The organism is Olsenella uli (assembly GCF_901212675.1).
GTDB classification, from domain to species: Bacteria; Actinomycetota; Coriobacteriia; order Coriobacteriales; family Atopobiaceae; genus Parolsenella; species Parolsenella uli_B.
The window spans coordinates 17,574-41,554 of record NZ_CAAKOQ010000050.1 but is presented as its reverse complement, the minus strand read 5'-3'; the positions used below and the strand labels follow the sequence as shown (position 1 = coordinate 41,554).

Genomic DNA, 23,981 nt, shown 5'->3' with positions numbered 1-23,981 from the left:
GCGGCGGGTGCGGGGGAGAGCCGCACCCGCCCCATGTCCCCTCGTTTCCTACCGCACGCCGAGCCGCCGCGCCCCGAAGGCTTGGCTGCACCTAGACTTGTGACGAGTTATGTAAACAAGCGAATGACAGCGCGTGGGGACGCGCCGCCATCGTGGGGAGGAACCATGGGAGACAACGAAGCGGCCGCCCCCGGGCGCGCCGAGGGCCGGCATGTCGCGGCGTCGCCTGCGACGGAGCGCCCGGCAGGCGCCGCGCGCGAGCGTGCGGTGCGCGTCATCAAGGTCAGGCAGAGCGTGTTCGCGAGCAACGACCGCGCCGCCGACGAGCTGCGCGCCCGCCTGCGCGCCCGCGGCACCTACCTGCTCAACCTCATGAGCAGTCCGGGGTCGGGCAAGACCACCACGCTCGCGCGCACGGTCGAGCTCCTCGCCCCGCGCCTGTCGATGGGCGTCATGGAGGCCGATATCGACTCCGACGTGGACGCCCGCACGATGGCGGCCACTGGCGTGCCCGCCGTGCAGCTGCACACGGGCGGCATGTGCCACCTCGACGCCGCCATGTGCGAGCAGGGCCTGGCCGAGCTCGACCGCGTCGCGGCCGACGCCGGCGCAGCCCCGCTCGACCTCGCCATCCTCGAGAACGTGGGCAACCTCGTGTGCCCGGCCGAGTTCGACACGGGGGCCAGTGCTAACGTGGCCATCCTCTCCGTGCCGGAGGGCGACGACAAGCCGCTCAAGTACCCGCTCATGTTCCAGGTCTGCGACCTGGTGCTCGTCAACAAGATGGACGTGGCGCCCTACTTCGACTTCGACTACGACAGGCTGCGCGAGAACGTGCGGATGCGCAACCCCCACGCCCGCGTGATTCCCATCTCGGCCAAGACGGGCGAGGGCGTGGACGCCTGGACCAGCTGGCTCTACGCCAAGGTCATGGACTGGAAGGAGGCCTAGGATGGCCGGCACGAGAGGCTCCGCCGTGCAGGCCCCCGAGGCCGCCGCGCCAGAGGGGCGCACCGGTGCCGCCGGGCCCCGCCCCAACTCCGCTGGACTCCCCGCCCAGACCGTCGAGGCCCCCGAGGGCACGCGCACGGTCAACGGCCTCGGCGTCTCCTTCACCGAGCCCGACATCGGCGCCCAGTTCGTGAGGCCCCTGCCGGACAGCCCGCGCCCGGCCATCGTGGCGCTTGCCAGGCACTGCACCAACCGGCTCCTGGGCAAGGACCAGCTTCTGCCCTACGAGTACTGGTCCTTTGCCGAGGCGGCTACCGACGACGAGGCCGAGATGCTCTGCCACCTCAAGATGCGCCGGCCCTACACCCTGGACGCGGCGGTCAAGGCCACGCACATCCCGGCGGTCACGCTCGAGCCGATGCTCGACAGGCTCTCCTACACGGGTCTGCTCGAGTACGACTGGGAGAATCCCACCCGCACCAAGCAGTGGGTGCTGCCCATGCTCGTGCCTGGCTCGGCCGAGTTCCTCAACATGCGCATGGGGCAGCTCACGGAGCACCCCGTCTTCGCCAAGTTCTTCGAGCAGGCCAGCAAGGGCCCGCTCAGCCGCGCCACGCCGATGGTGCCGCCGGGAGGTGCGGGCATCGGCATGCACGTCATCCCGGTCGAGCGCGCCATCGAGCACGAGAACCACTCCGTCTCGATCGAGCACATCAAGCACTGGCTCGACAAGTACGACGGCAAGTACGCCGCGAGCGCCTGCAGCTGCCGCATGAGCCGCCAGGTGATGGGCGAGGGTTGCGGCGACGACTATAACGACTTGTGCATCGCCGTGGGCGACATGGCCGACTTCGTGGTCGAGACCGATCGCGGTCGCTACGTCGACCGCGACGAGGTCTACGAGATCCTCCAGCGCGCCGAGGACAACGGCTTCGTGCACCAGATCACCAACATCGACGGCGAGAACAAGATCTTCGCCATCTGCAACTGCAACGTGAACGTGTGCTACGCGCTGCGCACGAGCCAGCTGTTCAACACGCCCAACCTGTCGCGCTCGGCCTACGTGGCGCACACCGACGCCAAGACCTGCGTGGCCTGCGGCCGCTGCGTGGAGGTGTGCCCGGCCGGTGCGGTGAAGCTCGGCCAGAAGCTCTGCGACAGGCGCACGCACGCCGTGCCCAGCTATCCCAGGCAGGAGCTTCCCGACGAGGTGAAGTGGGGTCCCGAGAAGTGGAGCCCGCGCTACCGTGACACCAACCGCATCGAGACCTACGACACGGGTACGGCGCCCTGCAAGACGGCCTGCCCGGCGCACGTGGCGGTGCAGGGCTACCTCAAGCTTGCCGCCCAGGGTCGCTACGCCGACGCGCTCGCGCTCATACGGCGCGAAAACCCGTTGCCTGCGGTGTGCGGGCGCATTTGCAACCGCCGCTGCGAGGACGCCTGCACGCGTGGCGCCGTTGACCGCGCGGTGGCCATCGACGAGGTCAAGAAGTTCGTGGCCCAGACCGAGCTCGACCCGCGACCCGCCACGTGCCGCCCCAGGTGCGCCCCAAGGTGGAGGGCGACTTCACCGAGCGCGTGGCCATCGTAGGCGCGGGCCCGGCGGGCCTCTCGTGCGCCTACTACCTGGCCGAGAAGGGCTACCACCCCGTGGTGTTCGAGAGGAGCGCCCGTCCGGGCGGCATGCTCACCTACGGAATCCCCAGCTACAAGCTGGAGAAGGACGTCGTTGCGGCCGAGGTCGCCGTCATCGAGGCGATGGGCGCGGAGTTCCGCTATGACGTGGAGGTTGGGCGCGATGTGACCCTCGACGAGCTGCGCGCGCAGGGCTTTAAGGCGTTCTACCTGGCGATTGGCTGTCAGGGAGGCAGGCTTGCGGGCGTGGCCGGCGAGGAGGGACCCGGCGTGTCGGCGGCCGTGGACTTCCTGCGGGCGGTCTCCATGGCGCAGGCGGGCGAGCGGGGCTTCGAGGAGGCCGCGCGCCGGGTTGGCCTGACGGCGGCCGGCGACGGGAGGCTCTCGCTCGACGGGCCCACGGTGGTCGTGGGTGGCGGCAACGTGGCCATCGACGTGGCCCGCACGGCCGCGCGCCTGGGCTCCGAGCCCGTCTCGATGTGGTGCCTCGAGAGTCCGGCCGAGATGCCGGCGAGCGAGCAGGAGTGCGCCGAGGCCGCCGAGGACGGCGTGACCATCCACAACGGCTGGGGTCCGGCCGAGGTCGTGCGCGGCGAGGACGGCAGCGTCCGGGGCGTCACGCTCAAGCGCTGCGCGCGCGTGTTCGACGAGGACGGTCGGTTCTCGCCCACCTTCGACGAGAGCGACACCACCTTCGTGCCGGCGGCGCGCGTGGTACTCTCCATCGGGCAGAGCATCGAGTGGGGAGGCCTGCTCGATGGGTCTGCCGTGGAGCTCGGGCGTGGGCGCGGTGCCGTGGCCGACCCCGTGACCTACCAGACCGCCGAGCCCGACGTCTTTGCGGGCGGCGACGCCTACACCGGCCCCAAGTTCGCCATCGACGCCATCGCCGCAGGTCACGAGGCTGCGGTCTCCATCCATCGCTTCGTGCAGGGCGGCACGCTCACCATCGGGCGCAACCAGCGCCGCTACCGCAAGATCGACCGCGAGGAGGTCGAGCCCGGCAGCTACGACGAGGCAGGCAGGAACGAGCCGCGCGTCGACCACGGGCTCGAGCGCAAGCTGCCGTTCAGCGAGTACGTGGCCGCCTTCACCGAGCAGCAGGTGCGCGCCGAGACGGCGCGCTGCCTGGGCTGCGGCGCGAGCGTGGTGGACGAGAACAAGTGCATCGGCTGCGGCCTCTGCACCACCAAGTGCGAGTTCGACGCCATCCACCTGTTCCGTGAGCGGCCCGAGTGCTCGCGGACGGTGAAGTCCGAGAGTAAGCTGTCGGCAATCGCGCCCTACGCCCTCAAGCGCGAGCTCAAGATCCGGTTCAAGAAGAAGTAGGGGCTCGCCGCGGGGCGGGGGAGTGCTGCCCGCCTCGCGGCGGCGATTGTCCTCGCGGCGGCGATTGTCCTCGCCCCGCGGTGGTGGGCGCCCCGCTTTGCAGCGGTTGATTTCCTCGCGCCAACGTCGAGCCGCTGCTCGCGGTGTCGAGTTCTTGGTTAGTGGTCACGGATGGCGACTTACCGTGCCTGTCCCGGCCGCGAGTGCCCTGCTGGGCTCGATTGGGTCATGCCTTGACGGCCTTCCTTGGACCGCGACCGTTCGAGAGGGCATGGTTTGGGCCTCAGAAGGCGCCACGATGCGTGCGCGGGGTGTTCGGGCGAGAGTGCGAGGCACAGTAAATCGCCCCTCGTGACCAGCCTCGCGAGATTCGGTGTCGCGTCGGGGCGATGAGAGGGGCAGGGAAGGTGCATTCATGCACGAGCTGGGCATCGTGTTCTACATCATCGACGACGTGAAAGGCGTGGCGGAGGAGAACGGTGTCTCCCGCGTCACGCGCGTGATCCTTGAGCTGGGCGAGGTCTCGGGCGTGGTGCCGGCGTACCTGCAGGACGCGTGGAAGTGGGCCTGCGCGCGCGAGGCGCTCCTGGACGGCTGCGAGCTTGCGGTGGAGGCCATTCCCGCGGTGACGCTCTGTGACGACTGCGGGGCCGAGTACGCCACCGTGGAGTATGGCCGCACCTGTCCGGTGTGCGGCAGCGGCAACACACATCTGCTGCGAGGGACCGAGGTCATGATCAAGGAGATCGAGGTGGAGTGGGGACGCCGATGGCGGAGGGTCTTCCGGCAATTTCCAAAAGATTCTTCTTGCGGCAGATTGGGCCGTTGGTTATAGTAATAACCCGCTGCTGGGAGCGGAGCCGCACCAGTGGTCATATGGAGTCGCCAGCTTAGCTCAGTTGGTAGAGCACCGCTCTCGTAAAGCGGGGGTCACCAGTTCAAGTCTGGTAGCTGGCTCCATCGAAAAGCGCAGGCCAGAGGCTATGGTGTCTCTGGCCTGTTTTGTATTCAGCCTTTGCCATTGGCTATCGTCCTTTGTGACTGCCTATCCTTGGTCCCAAGCGCAGCCTCTAGGGTTGTCACGTAACCTGGCAGTGCACTGTTCCACATGTTAGGGCATCACTCCGTACCTCTGCCCCGCAGAACGCGTGGACCATGCGAGGGTTCGGCCCCGCGGTCCCCATCCGCGCATCTGCTACACTCAACCAGAAAAACCGTGATAGATGGCCGGTCTGCGCTTGCTGGGGCCGGCCATGTCTATGTCGCGGGAGCCTCGGTGGCCGCCATCGCGCGCCGCCCGGGCGGTCCTCGCGACCCACAGGGGAGGAGACGCCGATGGCGCGCCCGGAGAAGATTGACTGCGTCCTGTTCGACTGCGATGGGGTCATCGTCGACTCCGAGCCCATCGCCGCCGAGCGCAACGTCAAGGTCTACCACATGCTCGGCGTGCCGGTGACCTACGAGGACGCGCTCACGCTCTGCGGCAAGTCGGCCGACAGCATCCCGCCGCTCGCCGCCAAGTACGGCAAGGCCATCACCCTCGGGCAGTTCACCTCCGCGATGGACGCCGCCCGCGACCGCGGCGAGCTCAGCCGGACCATCTACCTCGAGCCGGACATGCGCGTCATGCCGGGCGTCCGCGAGCTCATCGCCCGCCTGCGCGCCGCCGGTCTGCGCACGGGCCTCGTTTCCTCCACGGTGTCCCCGCACGTCCTGTGCATGCTCGACCGCTTTGGCCTGGCCTCGTCCTTCGACGTGATTATCACCGGCGACGTGGTCGACCACCACAAGCCCGACCCCGAGCCCTACCTCACGGCCATGCGCTGCCTCGACACCACGCCCGAGCGCTGCGTCGTCGTGGAGGACTCGCCCACCGGCATCGCCGCGGGCGCGGCGTCCGGCGCCTACGTGCTGGGCTTTCGCGGATCCATCGTCAAGCAGGACGTGAGCGCGGCGAACGAGTCGCTCGAGTCCTACGCCGACTTCGACCTCGCGTAGGCGGTGGGCGTGACTGTGGCCCAGGACGAGGAGGGCGGCCCCGCACGCCGTTGCGGGGAGGGCGGCCCCGCACGCCGCCGCGGGGACGGCGCCCCCTCGCGCCGCCTGCTCGACGCCGACTGGTTCAACAAGCTGCTTATCGTCTCGTGCGCGCTCGCGTGGGGCTTCTCGTTCTTCCTCATGAAGGACGTCACGGCGGAGTTCCCCGTCTTCTGGTTGCTCTTCGTGCGCTTTGGCATCGCGAGCCTGCTCATGCTTGCGGTGTTCTGGCACCGCATCCGGGCGCACGTGACGGGACCCGTCATTCGCACGGGCATCGTGCTGGGTGTCTTCTACGGGCTCGGCTACGTGTTCCAGACGTTTGGCATCGTGTTCACTACGCCGGGCAAGAACGCGTTTCTTACCGGCATCTACTGCGTGCTGGTGCCGTTCTGCGCTTGGGCGATGGGCAAGGGGACGCCGCGCCGTACGAGCGTGATCGCGGCGCTCGCGAGCCTCGCGGGCATGGGGCTCGTGGTGCTCGACAACGGCCTGCCGCTCAACGCGGGCGACCTGCTCACGCTCGTGGGTGCCGTCTTCTTTGCGCTGGAGATGGTGGTTGTGGCCTCCGAGGGGCGCGACAAGGACGTCTGGGCGCTCACGTTCTGGCAGTTCGTGACCATCACGGCGATCGTGGGCGCGGGGACGCTTGCCCTGGAGCGCCCGCCCGAGGCCGAGCTGTTCACGCCCGGCAACGTGGGCTCGCTCGTGTTCTTGGCCGTGATCTGCTCGTTTGCGGCGCTGGCCGTGCTCAACTACGCGTTCACGAAGGTGGACCCGTCGGCCGGCGCGCTGCTCTCGTCGCTCGAGAGCCCGTCGGGCGTGGCCTTCTCCGTGGCGTTTGGCTACGAGGGCCTCACGCCGCGCCTCCTGTTCGGGTTTGCCCTCATCTTCTGTGGCATCGTGTTCTCCGAGGCGGGCGACAAGATCGTGGCCGCCCTGCCGGTACGCCGCCGGAGGTAGGGCGAGGCGTCGTTGGCGACCGGCCCCGCCCTGCCGTTGCCGGCCCGCCGCCGTCAAGCCTTCATCGCTGATTCGCGAGTGTAGCGTTTTCGGACAGCACCGGTCACAAAACCCCAGGTCAGTGGAAGGTGTCATGTCCGAAAACGCTACAGTTGTGGATGAGAGCTGCGCGAACGTAGCACTTTCGGACAAGGGGCCCTGCAAAACCGCAGGTGGCAGAGACGGCCTTGTCCGAAAACGCTACAGTCGCGGTGGGTAGGGGCAGTCCGGCCCCCACTTTCCGCGAACGTAGCACTTTCGGACAAGGGGCCCTGCAAAACCGCAGGTGGCTGAGTCGGCCTTGTCCGAAAACGCTACAGTCGCGGAAGAATGGGGGGAGTCCCGTACCGCGTCGCGGAGTGTGGCCGTTGCGAGGCGTGTGGCGCAGCGGGTTGCGTGGTGCGCCGGTCGTGCGGCGCACGAGGCGGCCCGCGCATGACGCGCGCGCGTGCGCGTGCGTGCCGTGCGCGTTCGTGCCGCGCATGACGCGCGTGTGCGTGCCGGGCGCGGGTTTGGGACACCTGTCCCCTCTGGTCTCCGAGTCGTATGCACATAGGGTACCATTCGATGCGTCATGCCGTGCCCTAACTCGGAGGACTTATGCGCTTCTACGCATTTCTCGCCGTCAACGACACGCCTCGCCCCGGCGAACTCGAACGCCGCATCGACGAGTACGCGCGCCTGGGGCTGGACGGCGTGGTATGGCATCCGCGCGACTATCCGGCCGCCTACCTGGGCGACGAGTACCTGCGCATCCTCTCCGGGGCCATCCTGCACGCGCGCGAGCGTGGCCTCGCCTTCTGGATCCACGACGAGAACCTCTGGCCGGTGGGGCCCCTCGACGGGCCCGTCGAGCAGGCGGTGCCGGACTCGGTCGTGCGTTGGCTCGAGTGCTCGCCCGCCACGGCGCCCGTCTTCCAGCGCCAGGTGGCCGTGCGCGAGCGGCGCGGGCCCAGCACCTTCTCGCGGGCTTGCACGGAGGCCTTCGTCGGTCTCGCACACGAGCGCTACCGCGCGGGCCTCGGCCCCGAGGCCTTCGCCCACGTGGAGGCCTTCTTCTCAGACGAGGTGCGCTTCACCTGCCCCGCCGCGCCCGCGGGTGCGGACGTCCTGCCGTGGCCTCCCGAGGTGGAGCGGAAGCTGCGAGCCCAGGGCATCGACGTCTCGCCGGAGCGGCTCCTCGGGCTCTTCGGCGGCGACTCCGACCAGATTCGCGAGCTTCGCCGCGCCTACTGGGAGACGCTCACCGACTGCCTCGTCGAGGGCTTCTACCAGCCCATTCGCGAGTGGTGCGACGCGCACGGCAAGCGGCTGGCGGCGCACCTCAAGGGCGAGGAGACCCCGTTTCTGCAGGTGGGCTACGCGGGCAGCGCCCTCGAGGTCCTGGCCGCCACCACGCTTCCGGGCGTCGACGCCCTGGAGCGCGAACCGCACAACCGCTACTACCCGCGCCTTGCCTCGAGCGTGGCGGCCCAGGTGGGCGACGGCCGCTCGATGTGCGAGGCGTTCGGCGGGGCGGGCAACGGCTCCACGGCGGCCGACCTCGTGCGCTACGTGCGCTGGATCGGCGGCTGCGGCATCACCGACGTGCTGCTCCACCTCGACCACCTGCGTCTCGACGCCACGGCCATGCGCGATTGGCCGGCGGCGATGCCCACCTACATGACGTGGAAGCCCGTGTTTCGCTCCGTGCTTGAGAGCCTGGCCGACGCCGACGCCTGCGAGACGGCGCGCGACGGGGCGGGCACGGTGGTCGTGGTGCCCATGCGCGTCGTGCAGGAGTGCTTCACGCCCGGCGAGCTTGCGGGCGTGGACGAGCGCGACGGCTCGGGCGAACCCGACACGGCCTCGGCGCGCATATCGGACGAGGTGGTGGCCCTCATGGACGCCGCCAGCGCGCTGGGCGTCTCGCCGCACCTCGTGGAGGAGCGCGCCCTCGAGCGCAGGGGACGCACGGCGGGCGCCGAGCTCGTGGTGGGCAAGGCCCGCTACCAGCGCGTCATTGCCTTCGCGGAGGCCTATGCGTCGCCCGTGGTGTCCAAGATGCTCGCGGGCCTCGGGGCGGCCGGCGGCGAGGTGCTCACGCCCGAGGGGTGGCTCGCCAAGCTGGGCCAGGTGACGACGTCGTTCACGGGCATGCCCGAGACGCTTGCCGTGGGTGAGCTGGCCCGGGCGCCCAAGCCCGAGGAACGGCTCGAGTCCGTGGTGCCCGAGCAGTCCCCCTGGCGCGTCACCCCTCCCGAGCGGAACCTCCTCAAGATTGGCTACGGGCCCGTCGAGCCGGACGAGGATGATGGGGACATGGTCGGGCGCGGGGATGGCACGGCGGGCGAGCCTGCCGGTGCCGCAGACGGGCCTGCCGAAGCGCTCAATCCCGCCGACGAGTCCCTCCGCGTGGCCTCCCTCGACTTCGTCGAGGACCTCTCGGATGCGGGCTGCACCCTCATGGCAAGCGACGCGGTCGCGGGGCTTTCCTGGGATGGCGAGGCGCTCGACCTCGAGCTGGACGAGCGGGGCCGCTACGTGGCCACGCCGCCGGCTGGTCTCTGCACGGCAGGCGTGCACCGCCTCGCCTTCTCCGTGGTGGACGAGCCGCGCCCGGTTCTCTACCTCGAGGGACGCTTTGGCGTGTGGTCGCGCCTCTGGCCCTTCGACGGCCGTCAGATGACGAGCCGCGGCACCTTCGAGCTCTACCGCGAGGGCAGCCTCTCCGAGCTCTCGGCCGACCTGCTCGAGAGCGGCTATCCCTTCGCCTTCCGTCCCGTGACGCTCGAGAAGACGGTGCACGTGGCCGAGGCAGGACGCTTCTGCGTGGAGCTTCGCGACGTGGAGGCGAGCGCGGCGCGCGTGCGCGTGGACGCGGGAGGGCCGCTCGACGTGTGGGGGCCGGACTTCAGGACCGCGTCGCTCGAGCTTGGGGTCGGCGACCATGCGCTCTCGGTGGAGGTCTTCAACAGCACCTACAACGTGCTGGGGCCGCACCACTACTATCGTGGTGACGTGGGACTCGTGACGCCCGCGCAGTTCGAGGGCACGCGCAACTTCGCCGACCCCGACCACGCGCCGGCGCACACGAGCGTCGATGCCTGGCACTTCGTGCGCTGGGGCGTGGGCAACGACGTGGCGCTTGTGGTCGCGGACGCGTAGGCGGCTGCGGGAAGGGGAGGGACCGAGATGGCAGGCGCGATGCCCGGGCTCGAGATGCCCTCTGGGCGGTCCATCCGCGTCTACCACGACCTCGACGTCCGCCTCGTGCTCGAGGACATGTTCTGCTGGCTAGAAAGGCGGTCCATTGGCAGGCAATCAGTGTGAAACAGCGGGGGAGGGCAGCCCCGCGAACCAGGAGGGCGGCTCTGCGCGGAGCATCCCCGAGAATGTGAAGAACGTCCTCGTCATCATGACCGACCAGCATCGCGTGGACTCGATCGGATGCCTGGGCAACCCGTACGCCAAGACGCCCAGCCTCGACCGCATCGGCGAGGAGGGCTTTGCCTTCACCAACGCCTGGACGCCCACGGCCATCTGCACGCCGGCGCGCTCGGACTGGGACGAGGTCAAGAGTAGCTAGCGGGTTGGTGGGCCGACCGCTCGCCTGCCGGGTTAGCCGGGCGGCGGGTTTTCTGTGCGCGCCCGCCAGCGATTTGCACACACACGGAGGAGGCAGCCATGCACTACATCGGAGTTGACAGCGGCGGGACCAAGACGGCGTTTACGCTGTTCGACGACGACCTGGCCCGCGTCGACACCCTGCGGCTGGGAACCACGCACTTCCAGCAGGTTGGCTACGACGGCATGGAGCGCCTCCTCGCGGAGGGCATCGACGAGCTGGTCCGGCGCAACGACGTGGGCGAGTTCGGCGTGGGCTTCGGTATCGCCGGGTTTGGCGAGGAGGCCAGCGTCGCCGACCGCATTCGGGAGAGCGTCGCGCGCGTGGCAGGCGAGCGGCCCTACACGCTCATGAACGACGGCGAGGCGGCGCTCTCGGCGTCGCTGGCGCTGGGCGACGGTATCGTGCTCGAGTCCGGGACGGGCTCGATCGCGTTTGGCATCTGCGACGGACGGGTCGAGCGCTGCGGCGGCTGGGGCCATCAGATTGGTGACGAGGGGAGCGGGTGGTGGATCGGCAAGCAGCTGCTCGCCGCCTTCTCGCGCGAGAGCGACGGGCGCGCGCCGCGCGGGGCGCTGCACGACGTGGTGATGGAGGGGCTGGGCCTCGCCGAGGAGTTCGACATCATCGGCTACGTGCGCGACGACCTGGCCGACGACCGCACCAAGACCGCCGCGCTGAGCCGCCTTGCCGCAAGGGCCGCCGAGTCGGGCGACCCCGAGGCCGTGGCCATCTTCGAGGCCGCCGCGGGCGAGCTGGCCGAGCTTGCCGTCGTGCTCTCGCGCGAGCTGTTTGGGCGTGGCGAGGCGGGCGGTCTGGAGGGCGGCGCCGGCGAGGAACCCGTGGCGGTGACGTACGCCGGTGGCACCTACAAGGTGGGCGAGCTCATCCTGGGCCCGCTTCGCGCGATGCTGCCCGCGTGGTGCAAGCTCGTCGACCCCGCCTACGACCCCGACATGGGCGCCGTGCTGCTGCTGAGGGACCGGCTTGGGTAGGGTTCGCGCGCACGTGCGCAGCCGGCGTGTGCCGGTGGCCGCGTCGGCCACGGGGTCCTCTCGTGCAGCTTGCACGCACATGCGCATTTGCGGCCCGCGGATGCGCGCAAACGCTCCTGTGCGTGCAACCTGTTCTGCCGGCGAAACAGCTGACACGAATATACGCATTTGCGGCTTAAAAACATGCCCAAATGCTCCGTTTCGTGCAGCCGGGCACGTGCCCATCTGGGGGGCGAGTGCCCGGCTGTTGGTTCTTGCCTTGTTGGCGGGAATTACTTCGGGCCGTCTACCGCCGCCCTTGGTCGGCGGTAGATGAGCACGCCGACACGAAGCAACTGATAGGTGACGAGCATCGCGCTGATTACCCTCAGGGCCGCGGCCAGATTCTCAATGAGTGCAACGCCGGGGATTCCGCCAAAGACCAGGAAAATGTCATTGCTCTGGCCAAGGAGTCCGAGCCTGGAGAGCATGCCCCCGACTTCCAGCAGCGCCTGCCCAATGACACCGACATGCACGAACAGGTACACGGCGCTCCAAAAGCCCAGCCTTATGACTCTCGTGGTAAGGGTCCTGCACATATTGCCCACCTCCCGGACTACTTGACAGCTCAAGTGCCAGCTCTATTTAGCGGAGACTGATTGAGACCGTACTTGAATAGTACTTGCGTGCGTACCAGGTGCTGCTCGAAGACCCTGACATCCCGAATCCGGCAGAGAGAAGGCCGCTATAGCTGAACCCGGCGGTGTTTCCCTTCGCGACCGTTACGGTCCCTTGATACCCAATTACAATCGTATTGGTAGGAAACCTTGTGGTGCTCGAGTAGGTGTGTGGGCTTTCGAGATAGTAGGAGCCACTTGCGGCATATTGTCCAGCGCTGTTAACCCGTTCGATTTGACCCCACGAAGTGGAGGCGGTAACGTTTACTTCTGCCCATACAATTGTCTGTACGCTCATGCCATCTGCCGTAGCGATAGTACGGGTCCTGCTCAAGGTAGTGTTGTAGTTGTCATAGTATGGGGCAATCTCTGAGTTAGCGCGTACGTCGGTAGCACGATTCTCGATGACAGAAATGGGATTTCGGGCCGTTCGCTATATTCGTCGAGAACTTCCCCGCTGATCTTATCCAACACTTTTGCGGTGACCTTGTTGGCGGGGGCATCGTAGGTCCTAATTACGTCGACTTTATCGGGATCAAACGGCGCGGTGATCTCGAGTGCCGCCAGTTGGATTGTGGTTTCAGGCTCAATTGCAAATCCTGGCGTGGCATAACCACAGAGACAAACGGCTGCAGTAAGGATAAAGGCTAGTAGTCTTTTCATGTCCGTGTCCCTTATCAATGAGGGTGGGCTGAAGGTATATCACCTGAAGCAGTCCAACGGATTCACCTCCTCAAGGATTTGAGCGTCTATCTGCAGAATCAATCTGATTACATATTCTTATGGTTATTTCAAAAGGCTATTAGAATTCTGTTAAAGGTATCTATTAGCCCGCGTGTGGCTGTGGGCTGATGATTGCTCGGATTACGCTGATCGATCAGTTCCTCAAAGGGGGTCTGATTAAGCTAGAAGCAGATCGTAAAGACGGGGCCGTCCACATCGTCATCTTGGGCTCCCCATGCCTGGCCGCGTCGGCCACGGGGTCCTCTTGTGCAGCTTGCACGCACATGCGCATTTGCGGCCCGCGGGCGCGTGCAAACGCTCCTGTCCGTGCAACCTGCTCTGCCGGCGAAACAGCTGACACGTATATACGCATGTGCGGTCCTTGAGCGCGCCCAGGTGGCGTTCTTCTCGGGCCTTGCCGCGTTTGGGGTGGGGGAGGACGAGGGGTGCACGGGAGGCGCCGGCGCGTTCGCGGGCGGCTCCGACCATGCGCCCGACGACCTCGCGGCGGCCGCGCAGGGCTGCCGCGTGCGTGCCACCGGTGCCACCCCGGGCGAGCCCGCGCTCGTCAAGGCCGAGGCGAACACCAACATAAGCTGTGGCAAGACGGTCATCCCGGCCGTGCGCTACGAGATTCCGGCAGGCACGGTGGAGCTCGTCACGGAGGTGCTCGTCCGGGAGTGGGAGTCCCTCGGCCCATCCCGTGGCCCGCTCGCCCCTCAGCCCGCGCCGGCCCGCCCGGCCCCCGGTCCCGTTCGCCCGACTCGACTGCGTACGCCCCCTCGGCCAGCGCCAGCCCTGCCCCACGTCTCCCCAAAGCGGTAGGATTGCGCCACAGCCAACGGAAAGGGGCGCGCATGAAGTATGCGGTCATCGGCGCGGGGGCCATGGGCCTGCGCTACGGCATCCACCTCAAGAAGTACGCGGGCAAGGAGGTCGACTTCATCGACACCTGGGAGCCCAACGTCGAGAAGATTCGCGAGCAGGGCGGCGTCTACGTGGCGCGTGACCACGAGAACTGTCACCTCGAGCCCATCGATGTCTACTACCCCGAGGAGTACACGGGCGACCCCGACTGCTGGGTGGTCTTCGTCAAGCAGATGCAGCTCGACGGCTTCCTCGAGCGCTGCGCACCGCTGTTCAAGGATCACCAGATCTGCTTCACGGCCATGAACGGCATGGGCCACTACGAGAAGCTCCTCAAGCACTTCTCGCCGGAGCGCCTCTTTGGCGGCACCGCCGTCATCGCTACCGTGCTGCCCGGCCCCGGCGATGTTGACTTCATGGGCGCGCTCGGCAAGGAGTACATGCACGTCTGCGAGTACGACAACAAGCGCACCCCGGTCGGCGAGCAGCTCTTCGCCGACCTCACGGCCGCCAAGCTCGGCCCCGAGTGGAGTCCCGACATCATGAGCATGTCGATGGCCAAGGTCATGCTCAACTCGGTGTGCAACACGCTCTGCACCATGTTCAAGATCCAGATGGGCCCCATCGGCGCCGACCCACACATGCGCCACGTGTGCGAGCAGCTCGTGGGCGAGGGCTTTGACGTGTGCGAGCTCGCCGGCATCGACCTGGGCATCACGCGCGAGCAGGAGGTCGACGCCATCATGCAGAGCTTTATCGACCTCAAGTACCACTATCCCAGCATGTGCCAGGACATGTTCAAGGGCCGTCCCACCGAGGTGGACTACATCAATGGCTACATCGTGAAGCTGGGCCGTCAGCATGGCTATGAGGCCGTGCGCCACGAGCTGCTCTGCAGCGAGGTGCACTTTGCCGAGACGGCGCACCGCGTGCACGAGGAGATGGCCGCGGCGGAGAAGTAGCGGCTCCCTTGGCGGCGTGCGGGCTTGGGAGACGCGCGCGCCCGGGTGGCACGCGCGCCCGGGTGACGCGCGCGCCCGGGTGACGCGCGCGCTAACGAGGGTGGGTGCGGAGTGGAATCGAGGCCACTCCGCACCCGCCCGTCTTCGCCCCTCTCGGAAGCTCTCCCTCAATATGTCGCAGCTACATCGTGGTGGCGCCCCACCGCACGTGGCAGTCGAGGACCTGGTGCGGGTCCACGTCGCCCTTGTTCTGGATGAGGTCGAGCAGGATGCGGCACGCCTCGGCGCCCTCCTCGAAGGCGGGCTGCGTCACCACCGAGACGCTGGGGCTGGCCACGCCCGCCCACTCGGTGTTGTCAAAGCCGAGCAGCCCCACGTGCGTGGGCATGAGCGGGTAGAACTCGCGCATGGCCACGTAGACGTCGGGCAGGGCCCAGCAGTTGGGGGCAAACACGAGCGTGGGCGTGGTGCCGTCGATGTTGGCGCGCAGGAATTCGCGGAGCTTCTCGACGTCCACCTCGTCGTTCTCGATCTCGAACTGCGTGAAGCCCATCTCGGCCGCCTCGAGCGCGTCGACAAAGCCACTCGTTCGCTCGATGCGCGAGCTCAGCAGCTGCGGCGGGGCGGCCACGAGCAGGAAGCGCCGATAGCCCTTGCGCACGCACTCGCCTACGGCGCGGGAGGTGGCCTCGTAGTTGTCGGTCTTCACCCAGTTGGAGGCAAAGTCGTAGAACTTGCTGTCGAAGAAGACGAGCTGCTTGCCTGCGTCCTCGATGACCTTGGAGATCTCCTTGAACTGCGCGGTGGGCTGGACGATGAAGCCGTCGACGCCCACGGCGAGCAGGCGGTCGATGTAGGCGCGCTCGTCGGTGCGGCTGTGGTTGGAGCTGCTCACGAGCACGCGGTAGCCGGCCTTGGCGGCCACGCCCTCGATGCCCTTCACGATCTGGTTGGAGAACGTGTTGGTGATGTCGCCGATGATGACGCCCAGCAGCTGCGTGCGCTTGGCGTTCATGCCGCGGGCGATGGGGCTGGGCTCGTAGCCGGTCTTGGCGATGGCAGCCTTGATGCGCTCCTGTGTGGCCTCGCTCATGCGCTCGGTCTTGCCGTTGAGGTAGAAGGAGACCGTGGTCTTGGACGTGCCCGCCATGGTCGCGATGTCGTTGATGGTGATGCGCTTTTTGGTTGCGGTGGGCATGGGGGCTCCTCGGTTGCAGGTGACGCAGTAGGTAAACTGCATCGCCACGCTCGCGGGCGTTTGCGACTATATCGTATGCTGCGTACGGTTTATCTATAGTTTACCTACTTGCCGGGCCCACATTTCCTTCCGGATGATTTGTCACGTTTTCTTCCGTATGATTTGTCACATTTTGGGCGAGGCGAGGCAGGGCGGGCCGGCTGCTCGTCACATTTCCTTCCGGATGATTTGTCACGTTTCGCACCATGGCGCCGTTGCGTTCAAGCATTGCGGCAAGGTGCTGCTCGACGTCTTCAGGTACCTGGGCGTGGGCGACGTCTCGTACAACAAGCCGGCGAGCCTGCCGTATCTCACGGAGAGCCCGTTTGCGAAGTTGCCTGCCCACTTGCCCATCAAGCGGTGTACAACTCGCCATCTACGTGCGAAAACGTTACATATTGCATGCACGAGAGGCCCCAATGGGCCCAAGGTTTGCGCTACAGTAAAGACGTCTGTGGAGGTTCGGCCGCCGGGGAAAGCGTCCGGACCTCTTCGGTGCCGCCGTGCTGGGGAGCCGGCGGCTCGTAGGCAGGTCGCGTCGCCGGGGAACTGCGTCGCGGCCCGTTGGAGCAGGTCACGCTTGCGTGGCCCGTCCAAAAGAAAGGAGAGGCATGCAGTATTCCAAGGAAGTGGAGAACATGTGCCCCGTCGCCAAGGGCGCATACCACGGCCCCGCGCCCATCCCCGAGGAGGGCAAGTGGGTCCAGGCCAAGGAGATCTCTGACATCTCCGGCCTCACGCACGGTGTGGGTTGGTGCGCCCCGCAGCAGGGTGCCTGCAAGCTGACGCTCAACATCAAGCAAGGCGTCATCGAGGAGTGCCTCATCGAGACCATCGGCTGCTCGGGCATGACCCAGTCCGCCGCCATGGCCGCCGAGATCCTCCCGGGCAAGACCATCCTCGAGGCCCTCAACACCGACCTCGTCTGCGACGCCATCAACGTCGCCATGCGCGAGCTGTTCCTCCAGATCGTCTACGGCCGCAGCCAGACCGCGTTCTCCGAGGGCGGTCTGCCCGTGGGCGCCTCGCTCGACGACCTGGGCAAGGGCCTGCGCTCGCAGGTCGGCACCATGTTCGGCACCAAGGCCAAGGGCGCCCGCTACCTCGAGCTTGCCCAGGGCTACGTCACCCGCATGGCGCTCAACGACAAGGACGAGATCATCGCCTTCGAGTACCTCAACCTCGGCAAGTTCACCGACGCCATCAAGGACGGCAAGACGCCCGAGGAGGCCATCGCCGGTGCCATGGGCCACTACGGCCAGTGGGACGCCGCGGTCAAGTACATCGACCCGCGCACCGACAAGGAGACCCACTCCGTCGCCAGCACGTTCCCGGTGTCCGAGTAGAGAAGGGGAGGGGATACACGCATGACTGTTTCGTTTGAGGGCTACGAGCGCCGTATCGACAAGATCAACGGCGTCCTCGCCGAGAAGGGCATCGCCTCCCTGGAGGATGCCGAGAAGATCTGCCTGGACAAGGGCGTGAACCCGCGCGAGATCGTGCACGGCGTCCAGTCCATCGCCTTCGAGAACGCCGGCTGGGCCTACACGCTCGGCTGCGCCATCGCCATCAAGAAGGGCGTGAAGACCGCCGCCGATGCCGCCTCCGCCATCGGCGAGGGCCTGCAGGCCTTCTGCGTCCCTGGCTCCGTCGCCGAGGAGCGCAAGGTGGGCCTGGGCCACGGCAACCTGGGCGCCATGCTGCTGGGCGATGACACCCAGTGCTTCTGCTTCCTCGCCGGCCACGAGTCCTTCGCCGCCGCTGAGGGCGCCATCGGCATCGCACTCAACGCCAACAAGGCCCGCAAGGAGCCCCTGCGCGTCGTGCTGAACGGCCTGGGCAAGGACGCCGCCCAGATCATCAGCCGCATCAACGGCTTCACCTACGTGAAGACGCAGTTCGACTACTACACGAGCGAGCTCAAGGTCGTCGAGACCATCCCGTACTCCACGGGCGAGCGCTCCAAGATCAAGTGCTACGGCGCCGACGACGTCCGCGAGGGCGTTGCCATCATGTGGCACGAGGACGTGGACATCTCGATCACGGGCAACTCCACGAACCCCACGCGCTTCCAGCACCCGGTCGCGGGCACCTACAAGAAGGAGCGCCTGGCCGCCGGCAAGAAGTACTTCTCCGTGGCTTCCGGCGGCGGCACCGGCCGTACGCTGCACCCGGACAACATGGCTGCCGGCCCCGCCTCCTACGGCATGACCGACACCATGGGCCGCATGCACTCCGACGCCCAGTTCGCCGGCTCCAGCTCGGTGCCTGCGCACGTGGACATGATGGGTCTCATCGGCATGGGCAACAACCCCATGGTCGGTGCCACTGTGGCCTGCGCCGTCGCCGTGGACGCCGCGCTCAACAAGTAGGCGCCTCGGCCATTGTGCTTCGCTTTCGGCCATAGGGCTTCGCCCTACGAGCCGCCACCCCTCGGGGTGGCGGCTTTCTTTGTGCCGCGGCGGAGCCGCGGGCCTGTGCCGGGATTCTGCGGGCGCGCCGCCGATCTTTTCCTGGTGGCGACACGGCCCGGACGCTGCCGTGCATGGCTCGAACGCTGCTGGACACGGCCCGGACGTTGCCGCGAAACCTCCCGGGGCACTCCCGAGGCCACATCGCGCCGATCGCGGCCAATCTACCGGAAGATCAGGATTTATCGTCTTCGCACTTTTGAGTTGTGAACGAATTATAGCCCGCGAGAAGCGGGTCCGCCTTGCAAACGCCAGGATACGTACTTGAGGAGCCTTGAATCTAGGCGGAAAAACCGTTCACAACTCAAAAGTGCGAAGACGTCATCTTGCGATTCTCACGTAGATCGCGTGCGCGGTACCATCCCGCGCGGTCGCTTTTTTCGTTGACGGGACATATGGGCCCACGCCCACGCGTCCGCGTCGCGGTATCCTCGATTTCAATAGACGAGAGGGGAGACGCGTGGCCTTCGCACACCTGCACAACCACACGGACTACTCCATGCTCGACGGCGCCACCCGCGTCGCCGACATGGTGAAGCGCGCCGTGGACCAGAAGATGCCCGCCGTGGCCATCACCGACCACGGCTACATGTACGGCGTGCCCGACCTTGACCTTGCCGCGGCCAAGTACAACCACGCCCAGGCAGACTGGCAGCAGTGGTTCCACGACAAGGACAACTATGCCAAGGGCCGCGAGATCCACGAGCCCGACGCCGACTCCGAGCCCGAGGCCCACGCCCAGTGGGAGCGAGACGTCGCCTGCCACGACGCCGGCGGCGACATCGACACGGTGAAGCCCGCCCCGCTCATCAAGCCCATCTTTGGCTGCGAGGCCTACTTCACGCCGGACAACACGCTCGCGCGCGACAAGAAGCCCGAGCTCTACCACATGATCCTGCTCGCCAAGAACCAGACTGGCTACGTCAACCTCATGCAGATGATGAGCGACGCAGCGGTGCGCGGCTTCTACTACAAGCCCCGCACCACGCTCGACATGCTCCGCGAGCACTCGGAGGGCGTCATCTGCACCTCGGCGTGCGTGTCGGGCATCATCCCGCGCCACATCCTGAACGGCCAGCCCGACGAGGCGCTCAAGTGGGCCCGCACGTTCAAGGAGCTCTTTGCCCCCGGTGACTTCTACATCGAGATCCAGGACCACGGCCTCACCTTCGAGAACGGCATGACCGACCGCCAGCTCGACGAGCAGCTGGTGGACCTCGCCCACTCGCTCGACCTCAAGGTGGTCGCCACCAATGACTTCCACTACCTCACGCGAGACGACGCCCCCACGCAGGACCTGCTCATGTGCATCGGCATGAACGCCAAGGTCGACGACGACAACCGCATGCGCATGGAGGGCTCGGAGTTCTACATGAAGACCGAGGAGGAGATGCGCGAGCTCTTCTCCTGGTGCCCCGAGGCCTGCGACACCACGCTCGAAATCGCCGAGAAGTGCAACGTGGAGCTCGACTGGGACTCGATGATCCTGCCCAAGTTCCCGCTGCTCGACCCGGGCGAGACGCACGAGAGCCAGTTCCGTCGCGAGTGCGAGGAGGGCCTGGCCAAGCGCTACGGCGACGACTGGGCCACCCAGACCATCGCCGGCGTGAGCATCAAGGAGCGCTTCGAGTACGAGTACAAGATCATCTGCGACAAGGGCTTCGCGGCCTACTTCCTGATCGTGCAGGAGTACGTGCGCTGGGCCAAGCAGAATGGCATCGGCGTGGGCCCGGGCCGTGGCAGCGCCGCGGGCGCCCTCGTGGCCTACGCCATGGACATCACCACCTTCGACCCGCTCTCCAACGGCCTCATGTTCGAGAGGTTCCTCTCGCCGCAGCGCACCGAGATGCCCGATATCGACATGGACTTCGACGACGAGCGCCGCCTCGAGGTCGTGGAGCACGTGCGCCAGCTCTACGGCCCCGAGAAGGTCACGCACGTCATCACCTACTCCACCATCAAGGCCAAGCAGGCCATCAACGATGCCGCGCGCGTGCTGGACTACCCGGTCTACATGGGCCAGCGCCTCTCCAAGATGATTAGCGCCGCGCCCAACGCCACGCTCAAGTCCACCATGGAGAAGGTTCCCGGCAAGGAGGACCAGTTCTCGCAGGACTTCGTGGACGCCTACCACAACGACCCGGACGCCCGCCGCATCATTGACAGCGCCCTGGCGCTCGAGGGCCTCATCCGCGGCGAGGGCGTGCACGCCTGCGCCGTGCTCATCTGCCGCGACCCCGTGAACGAGCACGTGCCCACCAAGCTCGACACCAAGGGCGGCGTCGAGATCACCCAGTACGAGGGCCACACCGTGGCCGACATGGGCCTGCTCAAGATGGACTTCCTGGGACTGCGCACCCTCACGGTGCTCTCCCGCGCCAAGGCCAACATCAAGGCCAACTACGGCATCGACGTCGACCTCGACAAGATCCCCTTCGACGACCCGGCCATCTACAAGCTCCTGGGCTCGGGCAACACGGCGGGCGTCTTCCAGGTCGAGTCCGGCGGCATGACGGCCACGATCAAGGGCATGCAGCCCACCGAGTACAAGCACATCGTCGCTCTCATCGCCCTCTACCGCCCGGGTCCGCTCGGCGCCGGCATGGTGGACTCCTACATCAAGCGCATGAACGGCAAGGAGCCGGCCGTCTCGTATGACCCGCGCCTCGACGACATCCTGGGCGAGACCTACGGCACCATGGTCTACCAGGAGCAGGTTATGCTCATCTCGGTCGAGATGTGCGGCTTCTCCAAGGGCGAGTCCGACTCGCGCATCCGAAAGCCCGTGGCCAAGAAGAAGATCAAGCTGCTCACGTCCACGGTCTTCCACTGGGAGGACGGCTCGGACGAGACCACCTACGACCACTGGATGAACGGCGCGGTCAAGAACGGCTACAAGCGCGAGGTCGCCCAGAAGATCTGGGACGACGTGCTCGAGTTCGCGTCCTACGCGTTCAACAAGTCGCACTCTGCCGGCTATGCCATCCTGGTCATGCAGACGGCCTGGCTCAAGGCCCACTACCCCAACGAGTTCATGGCGGCCGTGCTCACGAGCTACACGGGCAAGACCGACAAGATCGTGCACTACGTCTCGGCCTGCCGCCACGAGGGCATCGACATCCTACCGCCAGACATCAACGAGTCGGGCACCATGTTCACGGCCGTCAAGGAGGGCGTGCGCTTTGGCCTGGCCGGCATCCGCGGCGTGGGCGAGGGCGTGGCCGAGGAGATCATCAAGGAGCGCGAGCGCGGCGGCGCCTTCAAGAACCTGCACGACATGGTCGACCGCGTCGACCCCGGATCCTGCAACCGCCGCGTGGTGGAGGCGCTCATCAAGGCAGGCGCCTTTGACTCCACGGGCTACACGCGCATGCAGCTCATGGGCTTCGTCGACAAGAACAACCCGGCCAACATCATGGACGCCGCGGCCAAGCGCCAGAAGGACCGCGCGGCCGGCCAGGTCTCGATGTTCGACATGTTTGGCGATGTCAAGGACTCCGGCTTCGAGAACGAGGTGCCCGCGCCCGACGGCGTGGAGTGGGATCGCTCGCTCAAGCTGGCGCAGGAGCGCGAGGTGCTGGGCATCTACGTCTCGGACCACCCGCTGCGCCCCTACGAGTACGCCCTCTCCAAGGCGCGCGACTACACCATCACGCAGGTGCTCTCGGGCTACGAGAAGACCAGCGTGACGGGCGAGGTGCGCCACGTGGACGTGAGCAGCGACAAGCCCATCTGGCTTGCGGGCATGGTGAGCGGCGTGCAGAAGCGCACCACCAAGAACGGCGACCCCATGGCCATCGTGTCGCTCGAGGACATGGAGAACGAGATTGATGTCATCGTGTTCCCCAAGACGTACAAGAAGTGCGCGGCGGTGCTGGCCGGCCAGGTGGACGAGTCGGGCGAGCAGGTGGGTGACATCTTCGTGCGCGTGATGGGCCGCGTGGACCGAAGCGACCGCGGCGACCAGTTCCTCGCGAGCGCGGTGGAGCCGCTCGAGCTCTCCGAGAAGAGCAACAAGCCCAAGACGCTCGAGGTCATGCTGCAGCCAAGCGCCCTGTCGCGCACGCTGCTGGAGCGGCTGCAGGGTGCCTTCGAGCTGCACCCGGGCATGGACCGTGTGGAGCTCTACGTGGTGAGCAACGCCGGCGAGCGTCTGCGCATGGAGGTGCCCACGCGCGTGGACGCCAAGAACGTGATGCTCATGGCGCGCCTCCAGGACGTGATGGGCAAGCGCGGCACGGCCATTGTGGCGTAGGCGGGCCGGCCGGCCCCGGTGGCGCGTGGCTGCCGGGGCCGGGCGGGCCGCATGTGGTGGGGGCGTCTGTCCTCGTTTTGGCTGCGACTCTTGGTTGACGTGTCGTTTTCGCTGCGTCCGCTGGCCGTTTTCTTCGAGTGCGGCGGCATCGTGCCTCCCCTTTTGCTCCTCGTAAGGTCGCCCGGCGACTACCTCGCCTACGGAGCGGTGCTGACCCTCGTCGCGCGCGGAAACAACGTCCTCAACATCCTGAGGCTTCGCCGCGAGGTCGATTTCCGCCTCGCGGGCAGGCCCGACCTGAGGCGCCACCTGTCCTCGGTCGTCTCCTTTGGTTCGCTTTCGATCGCTTCGGCCGTCTACCTGTCGCATAGGAGGCACCATGGCCTCGGTGGAGGCTGGGGCTAGGTCTTGCGCCCCATCCGCGAGTCCGAGGCCCTGCTCGCCTCGCTCGTCGCCGGCGACGCCGGCGCCGTGGCCGCGGGCGTGGAGCGCGCCCACGAGGACGCGTCTTCCGTCATCGCCTACAACGACGAGAACGCCCTCGCGGCGACGCTGCGCCTCGCGTTCTTCTCCGCCATACGCCGCTGGAGGCTCGTGCGGGAGGCCCCCGCGGGCAGGGGCTTTGCGGACCTCACGCTCGTGCACCTCGTGAGCCCTTAGCACGACGATTGTCTCGTCGTGCGCATATTGCTGGTCTTTTACTACTTGCTGGAACGTGCGTCTGAGCGAGTGCCGGCCGTCTATCTCTTAGTCATTCTTGTTGCTGCGCGGTGCCTGGGTTTCCGGGCGCCGCTCTGCATGCCGGTGCCCGATCTGGTGGGTGCCGGCCTTTGCGTGTGGAAAAATAGACCCAAGTGAAAGGGGACAGACTTGAGCGAGGAGTTCGAGCCCCACAACATCATCGTCACGGGCGGCTGCGGCTTCATCGGCAGCAACTTCGTGCACTACGTGGTGCGGGAGCACCCCGACGTGCACGTGACCGTGCTGGACAAGCTGACCTACGCCGGTAACAGGGAGAACATCGCGGGGCTGCCCTCCGACCGCGTGGAGCTCGTGGTGGGCGACATCTGCGACGCTGAGCTGCTCGAGAGTGTCGTCCCCGGCCACGACGCCATCGTCCACTACGCCGCCGAGTCCCACAACGACAACTCCATCGCGGACCCCGAGCCGTTCCTGCGCACCAACGTCGAGGGCACCTTCCGCCTGCTGGAGGCCGTGAGGAGGTACGGCGTCCGCTACCACCACGTCTCC

General features: G+C 66.9%; 17 protein-coding genes, 1 tRNA gene and 2 pseudogenes (1 of these 20 only partly in view). 18 read left to right on the top strand and 2 right to left on the bottom strand.

What is annotated here, in order from left to right; all coding sequences use genetic code 11:
- Positions 1–165: 165 nt before the first annotated feature.
- The 10 genes and pseudogenes from hypB to EFAMC1_RS08640 all read left to right on the top strand — a co-directional run bounded on the left by hypB (position 166) and on the right by EFAMC1_RS08640 (position 11,559).
- Complete coding sequence (gene hypB / locus EFAMC1_RS08685; protein ID WP_154053891.1) at positions 166–951, top strand: hydrogenase nickel incorporation protein HypB; 786 nt, start codon at positions 166–168, stop codon at positions 949–951.
- Positions 952–1,126: 175 nt separating this feature from the next.
- Positions 1,127–3,918 (top strand): annotated as a pseudogene (locus tag EFAMC1_RS11515) (FAD-dependent oxidoreductase).
- Between the two features lie 415 nt (positions 3,919–4,333).
- On the top strand, positions 4,334–4,753 hold the full coding sequence (locus EFAMC1_RS08675; RefSeq protein ID WP_154053890.1) for a hydrogenase maturation nickel metallochaperone HypA: 420 nt from the start codon (positions 4,334–4,336) through the stop codon (positions 4,751–4,753).
- A 49-nt stretch (positions 4,754–4,802) separates the two neighbouring features.
- A tRNA-Thr gene (locus EFAMC1_RS08670) sits at positions 4,803–4,878 on the top strand.
- A 375-nt stretch (positions 4,879–5,253) separates the two neighbouring features.
- The gene (locus tag EFAMC1_RS08665) at positions 5,254–5,916 is read left to right on the top strand and encodes an HAD family hydrolase (protein WP_187324625.1); all 663 of its coding nucleotides are present in this window, start codon (positions 5,254–5,256) and stop codon (positions 5,914–5,916) included.
- A gap of 9 nt (positions 5,917–5,925) precedes the next feature.
- On the top strand, positions 5,926–6,918 hold the full coding sequence (locus tag EFAMC1_RS08660; RefSeq protein ID WP_187324624.1) for a DMT family transporter: 993 nt from the start codon (positions 5,926–5,928) through the stop codon (positions 6,916–6,918).
- 639 nt (positions 6,919–7,557) lie between these two features.
- Positions 7,558–10,104, top strand: a complete 2,547-nt coding sequence (locus EFAMC1_RS08655; RefSeq protein ID WP_154053887.1) for a hypothetical protein — start codon at positions 7,558–7,560, stop codon at positions 10,102–10,104.
- A gap of 27 nt (positions 10,105–10,131) precedes the next feature.
- On the top strand, positions 10,132–10,269 hold the full coding sequence (locus tag EFAMC1_RS08650; protein ID WP_187324623.1) for a hypothetical protein: 138 nt from the start codon (positions 10,132–10,134) through the stop codon (positions 10,267–10,269).
- Positions 10,250–10,525 (top strand): sulfatase-like hydrolase/transferase, encoded by a 276-nt coding sequence (locus EFAMC1_RS08645; protein WP_222838692.1) that lies wholly within the window; start codon positions 10,250–10,252, stop codon positions 10,523–10,525. Before EFAMC1_RS08650 ends, EFAMC1_RS08645 begins: the two co-directional genes overlap by 20 nt.
- 98 nt (positions 10,526–10,623) lie before the next feature.
- Positions 10,624–11,559 (top strand): N-acetylglucosamine kinase, encoded by a 936-nt coding sequence (locus EFAMC1_RS08640; protein WP_154053886.1) that lies wholly within the window; start codon positions 10,624–10,626, stop codon positions 11,557–11,559.
- Positions 11,560–11,831: 272 nt separating this feature from the next.
- Here EFAMC1_RS08640 and EFAMC1_RS08635 read toward each other — a convergent pair whose 3' ends face one another.
- Entirely contained in the window at positions 11,832–12,086 is a 255-nt protein-coding gene (locus tag EFAMC1_RS08635) for a hypothetical protein (RefSeq protein WP_154053885.1), read from the bottom strand.
- A gap of 1,248 nt (positions 12,087–13,334) precedes the next feature.
- Between EFAMC1_RS08635 and EFAMC1_RS08630 the strand changes: the two genes are divergently transcribed.
- Together EFAMC1_RS08630 and EFAMC1_RS08625 are read left to right on the top strand one after the other, a co-directional pair.
- Positions 13,335–13,763, top strand: coding sequence for a hypothetical protein (locus EFAMC1_RS08630; RefSeq protein ID WP_154053884.1), 429 nt, complete (start codon positions 13,335–13,337; stop codon positions 13,761–13,763).
- A 32-nt stretch (positions 13,764–13,795) separates the two neighbouring features.
- The gene (locus tag EFAMC1_RS08625; protein WP_154053883.1) at positions 13,796–14,767 is read left to right on the top strand and encodes a ketopantoate reductase family protein; all 972 of its coding nucleotides are present in this window, start codon (positions 13,796–13,798) and stop codon (positions 14,765–14,767) included.
- 181 nt (positions 14,768–14,948) lie between these two features.
- Here the strand turns inward: EFAMC1_RS08625 and EFAMC1_RS08620 are convergent, their stop codons facing one another.
- Entirely contained in the window at positions 14,949–15,965 is a 1,017-nt protein-coding gene (locus EFAMC1_RS08620) for a LacI family DNA-binding transcriptional regulator (protein WP_154053882.1), read from the bottom strand.
- Positions 15,966–16,615: 650 nt separating this feature from the next.
- On the opposite strand from EFAMC1_RS08620, the gene EFAMC1_RS08615 reads away from it, so the two are divergent.
- From EFAMC1_RS08615 to rfbB, 6 genes and pseudogenes are all read left to right on the top strand, one after another.
- Positions 16,616–17,350 carry an iron-sulfur cluster assembly scaffold protein gene (locus tag EFAMC1_RS08615; RefSeq protein ID WP_154053881.1) on the top strand — a complete coding sequence of 245 codons (735 nt, stop codon included), beginning with the start codon at positions 16,616–16,618 and terminating at the stop codon, positions 17,348–17,350.
- Between the two features lie 21 nt (positions 17,351–17,371).
- A complete protein-coding gene (locus tag EFAMC1_RS08610; RefSeq protein ID WP_154053880.1) occupies positions 17,372–18,376 on the top strand; it encodes a GGGtGRT protein in 1,005 nt (334 codons plus the stop codon).
- Positions 18,377–18,935: 559 nt separating this feature from the next.
- The gene (gene dnaE, locus EFAMC1_RS08605) at positions 18,936–22,730 is read left to right on the top strand and encodes a DNA polymerase III subunit alpha (protein ID WP_154053879.1); all 3,795 of its coding nucleotides are present in this window, start codon (positions 18,936–18,938) and stop codon (positions 22,728–22,730) included.
- 162 nt (positions 22,731–22,892) lie between these two features.
- Positions 22,893–23,135, top strand: a complete 243-nt coding sequence (locus EFAMC1_RS08600; RefSeq protein ID WP_261981838.1) for a hypothetical protein — start codon at positions 22,893–22,895, stop codon at positions 23,133–23,135.
- Positions 23,136–23,138: 3 nt separating this feature from the next.
- Positions 23,139–23,390: a hypothetical protein gene (locus EFAMC1_RS08595; protein WP_154053877.1), complete on the top strand. Its 252-nt coding sequence runs from the start codon at positions 23,139–23,141 to the stop codon at positions 23,388–23,390.
- Positions 23,391–23,600: 210 nt separating this feature from the next.
- Positions 23,601–23,981: pseudogene (rfbB, locus tag EFAMC1_RS08590) on the top strand (dTDP-glucose 4,6-dehydratase); it runs 647 nt beyond the window's last position.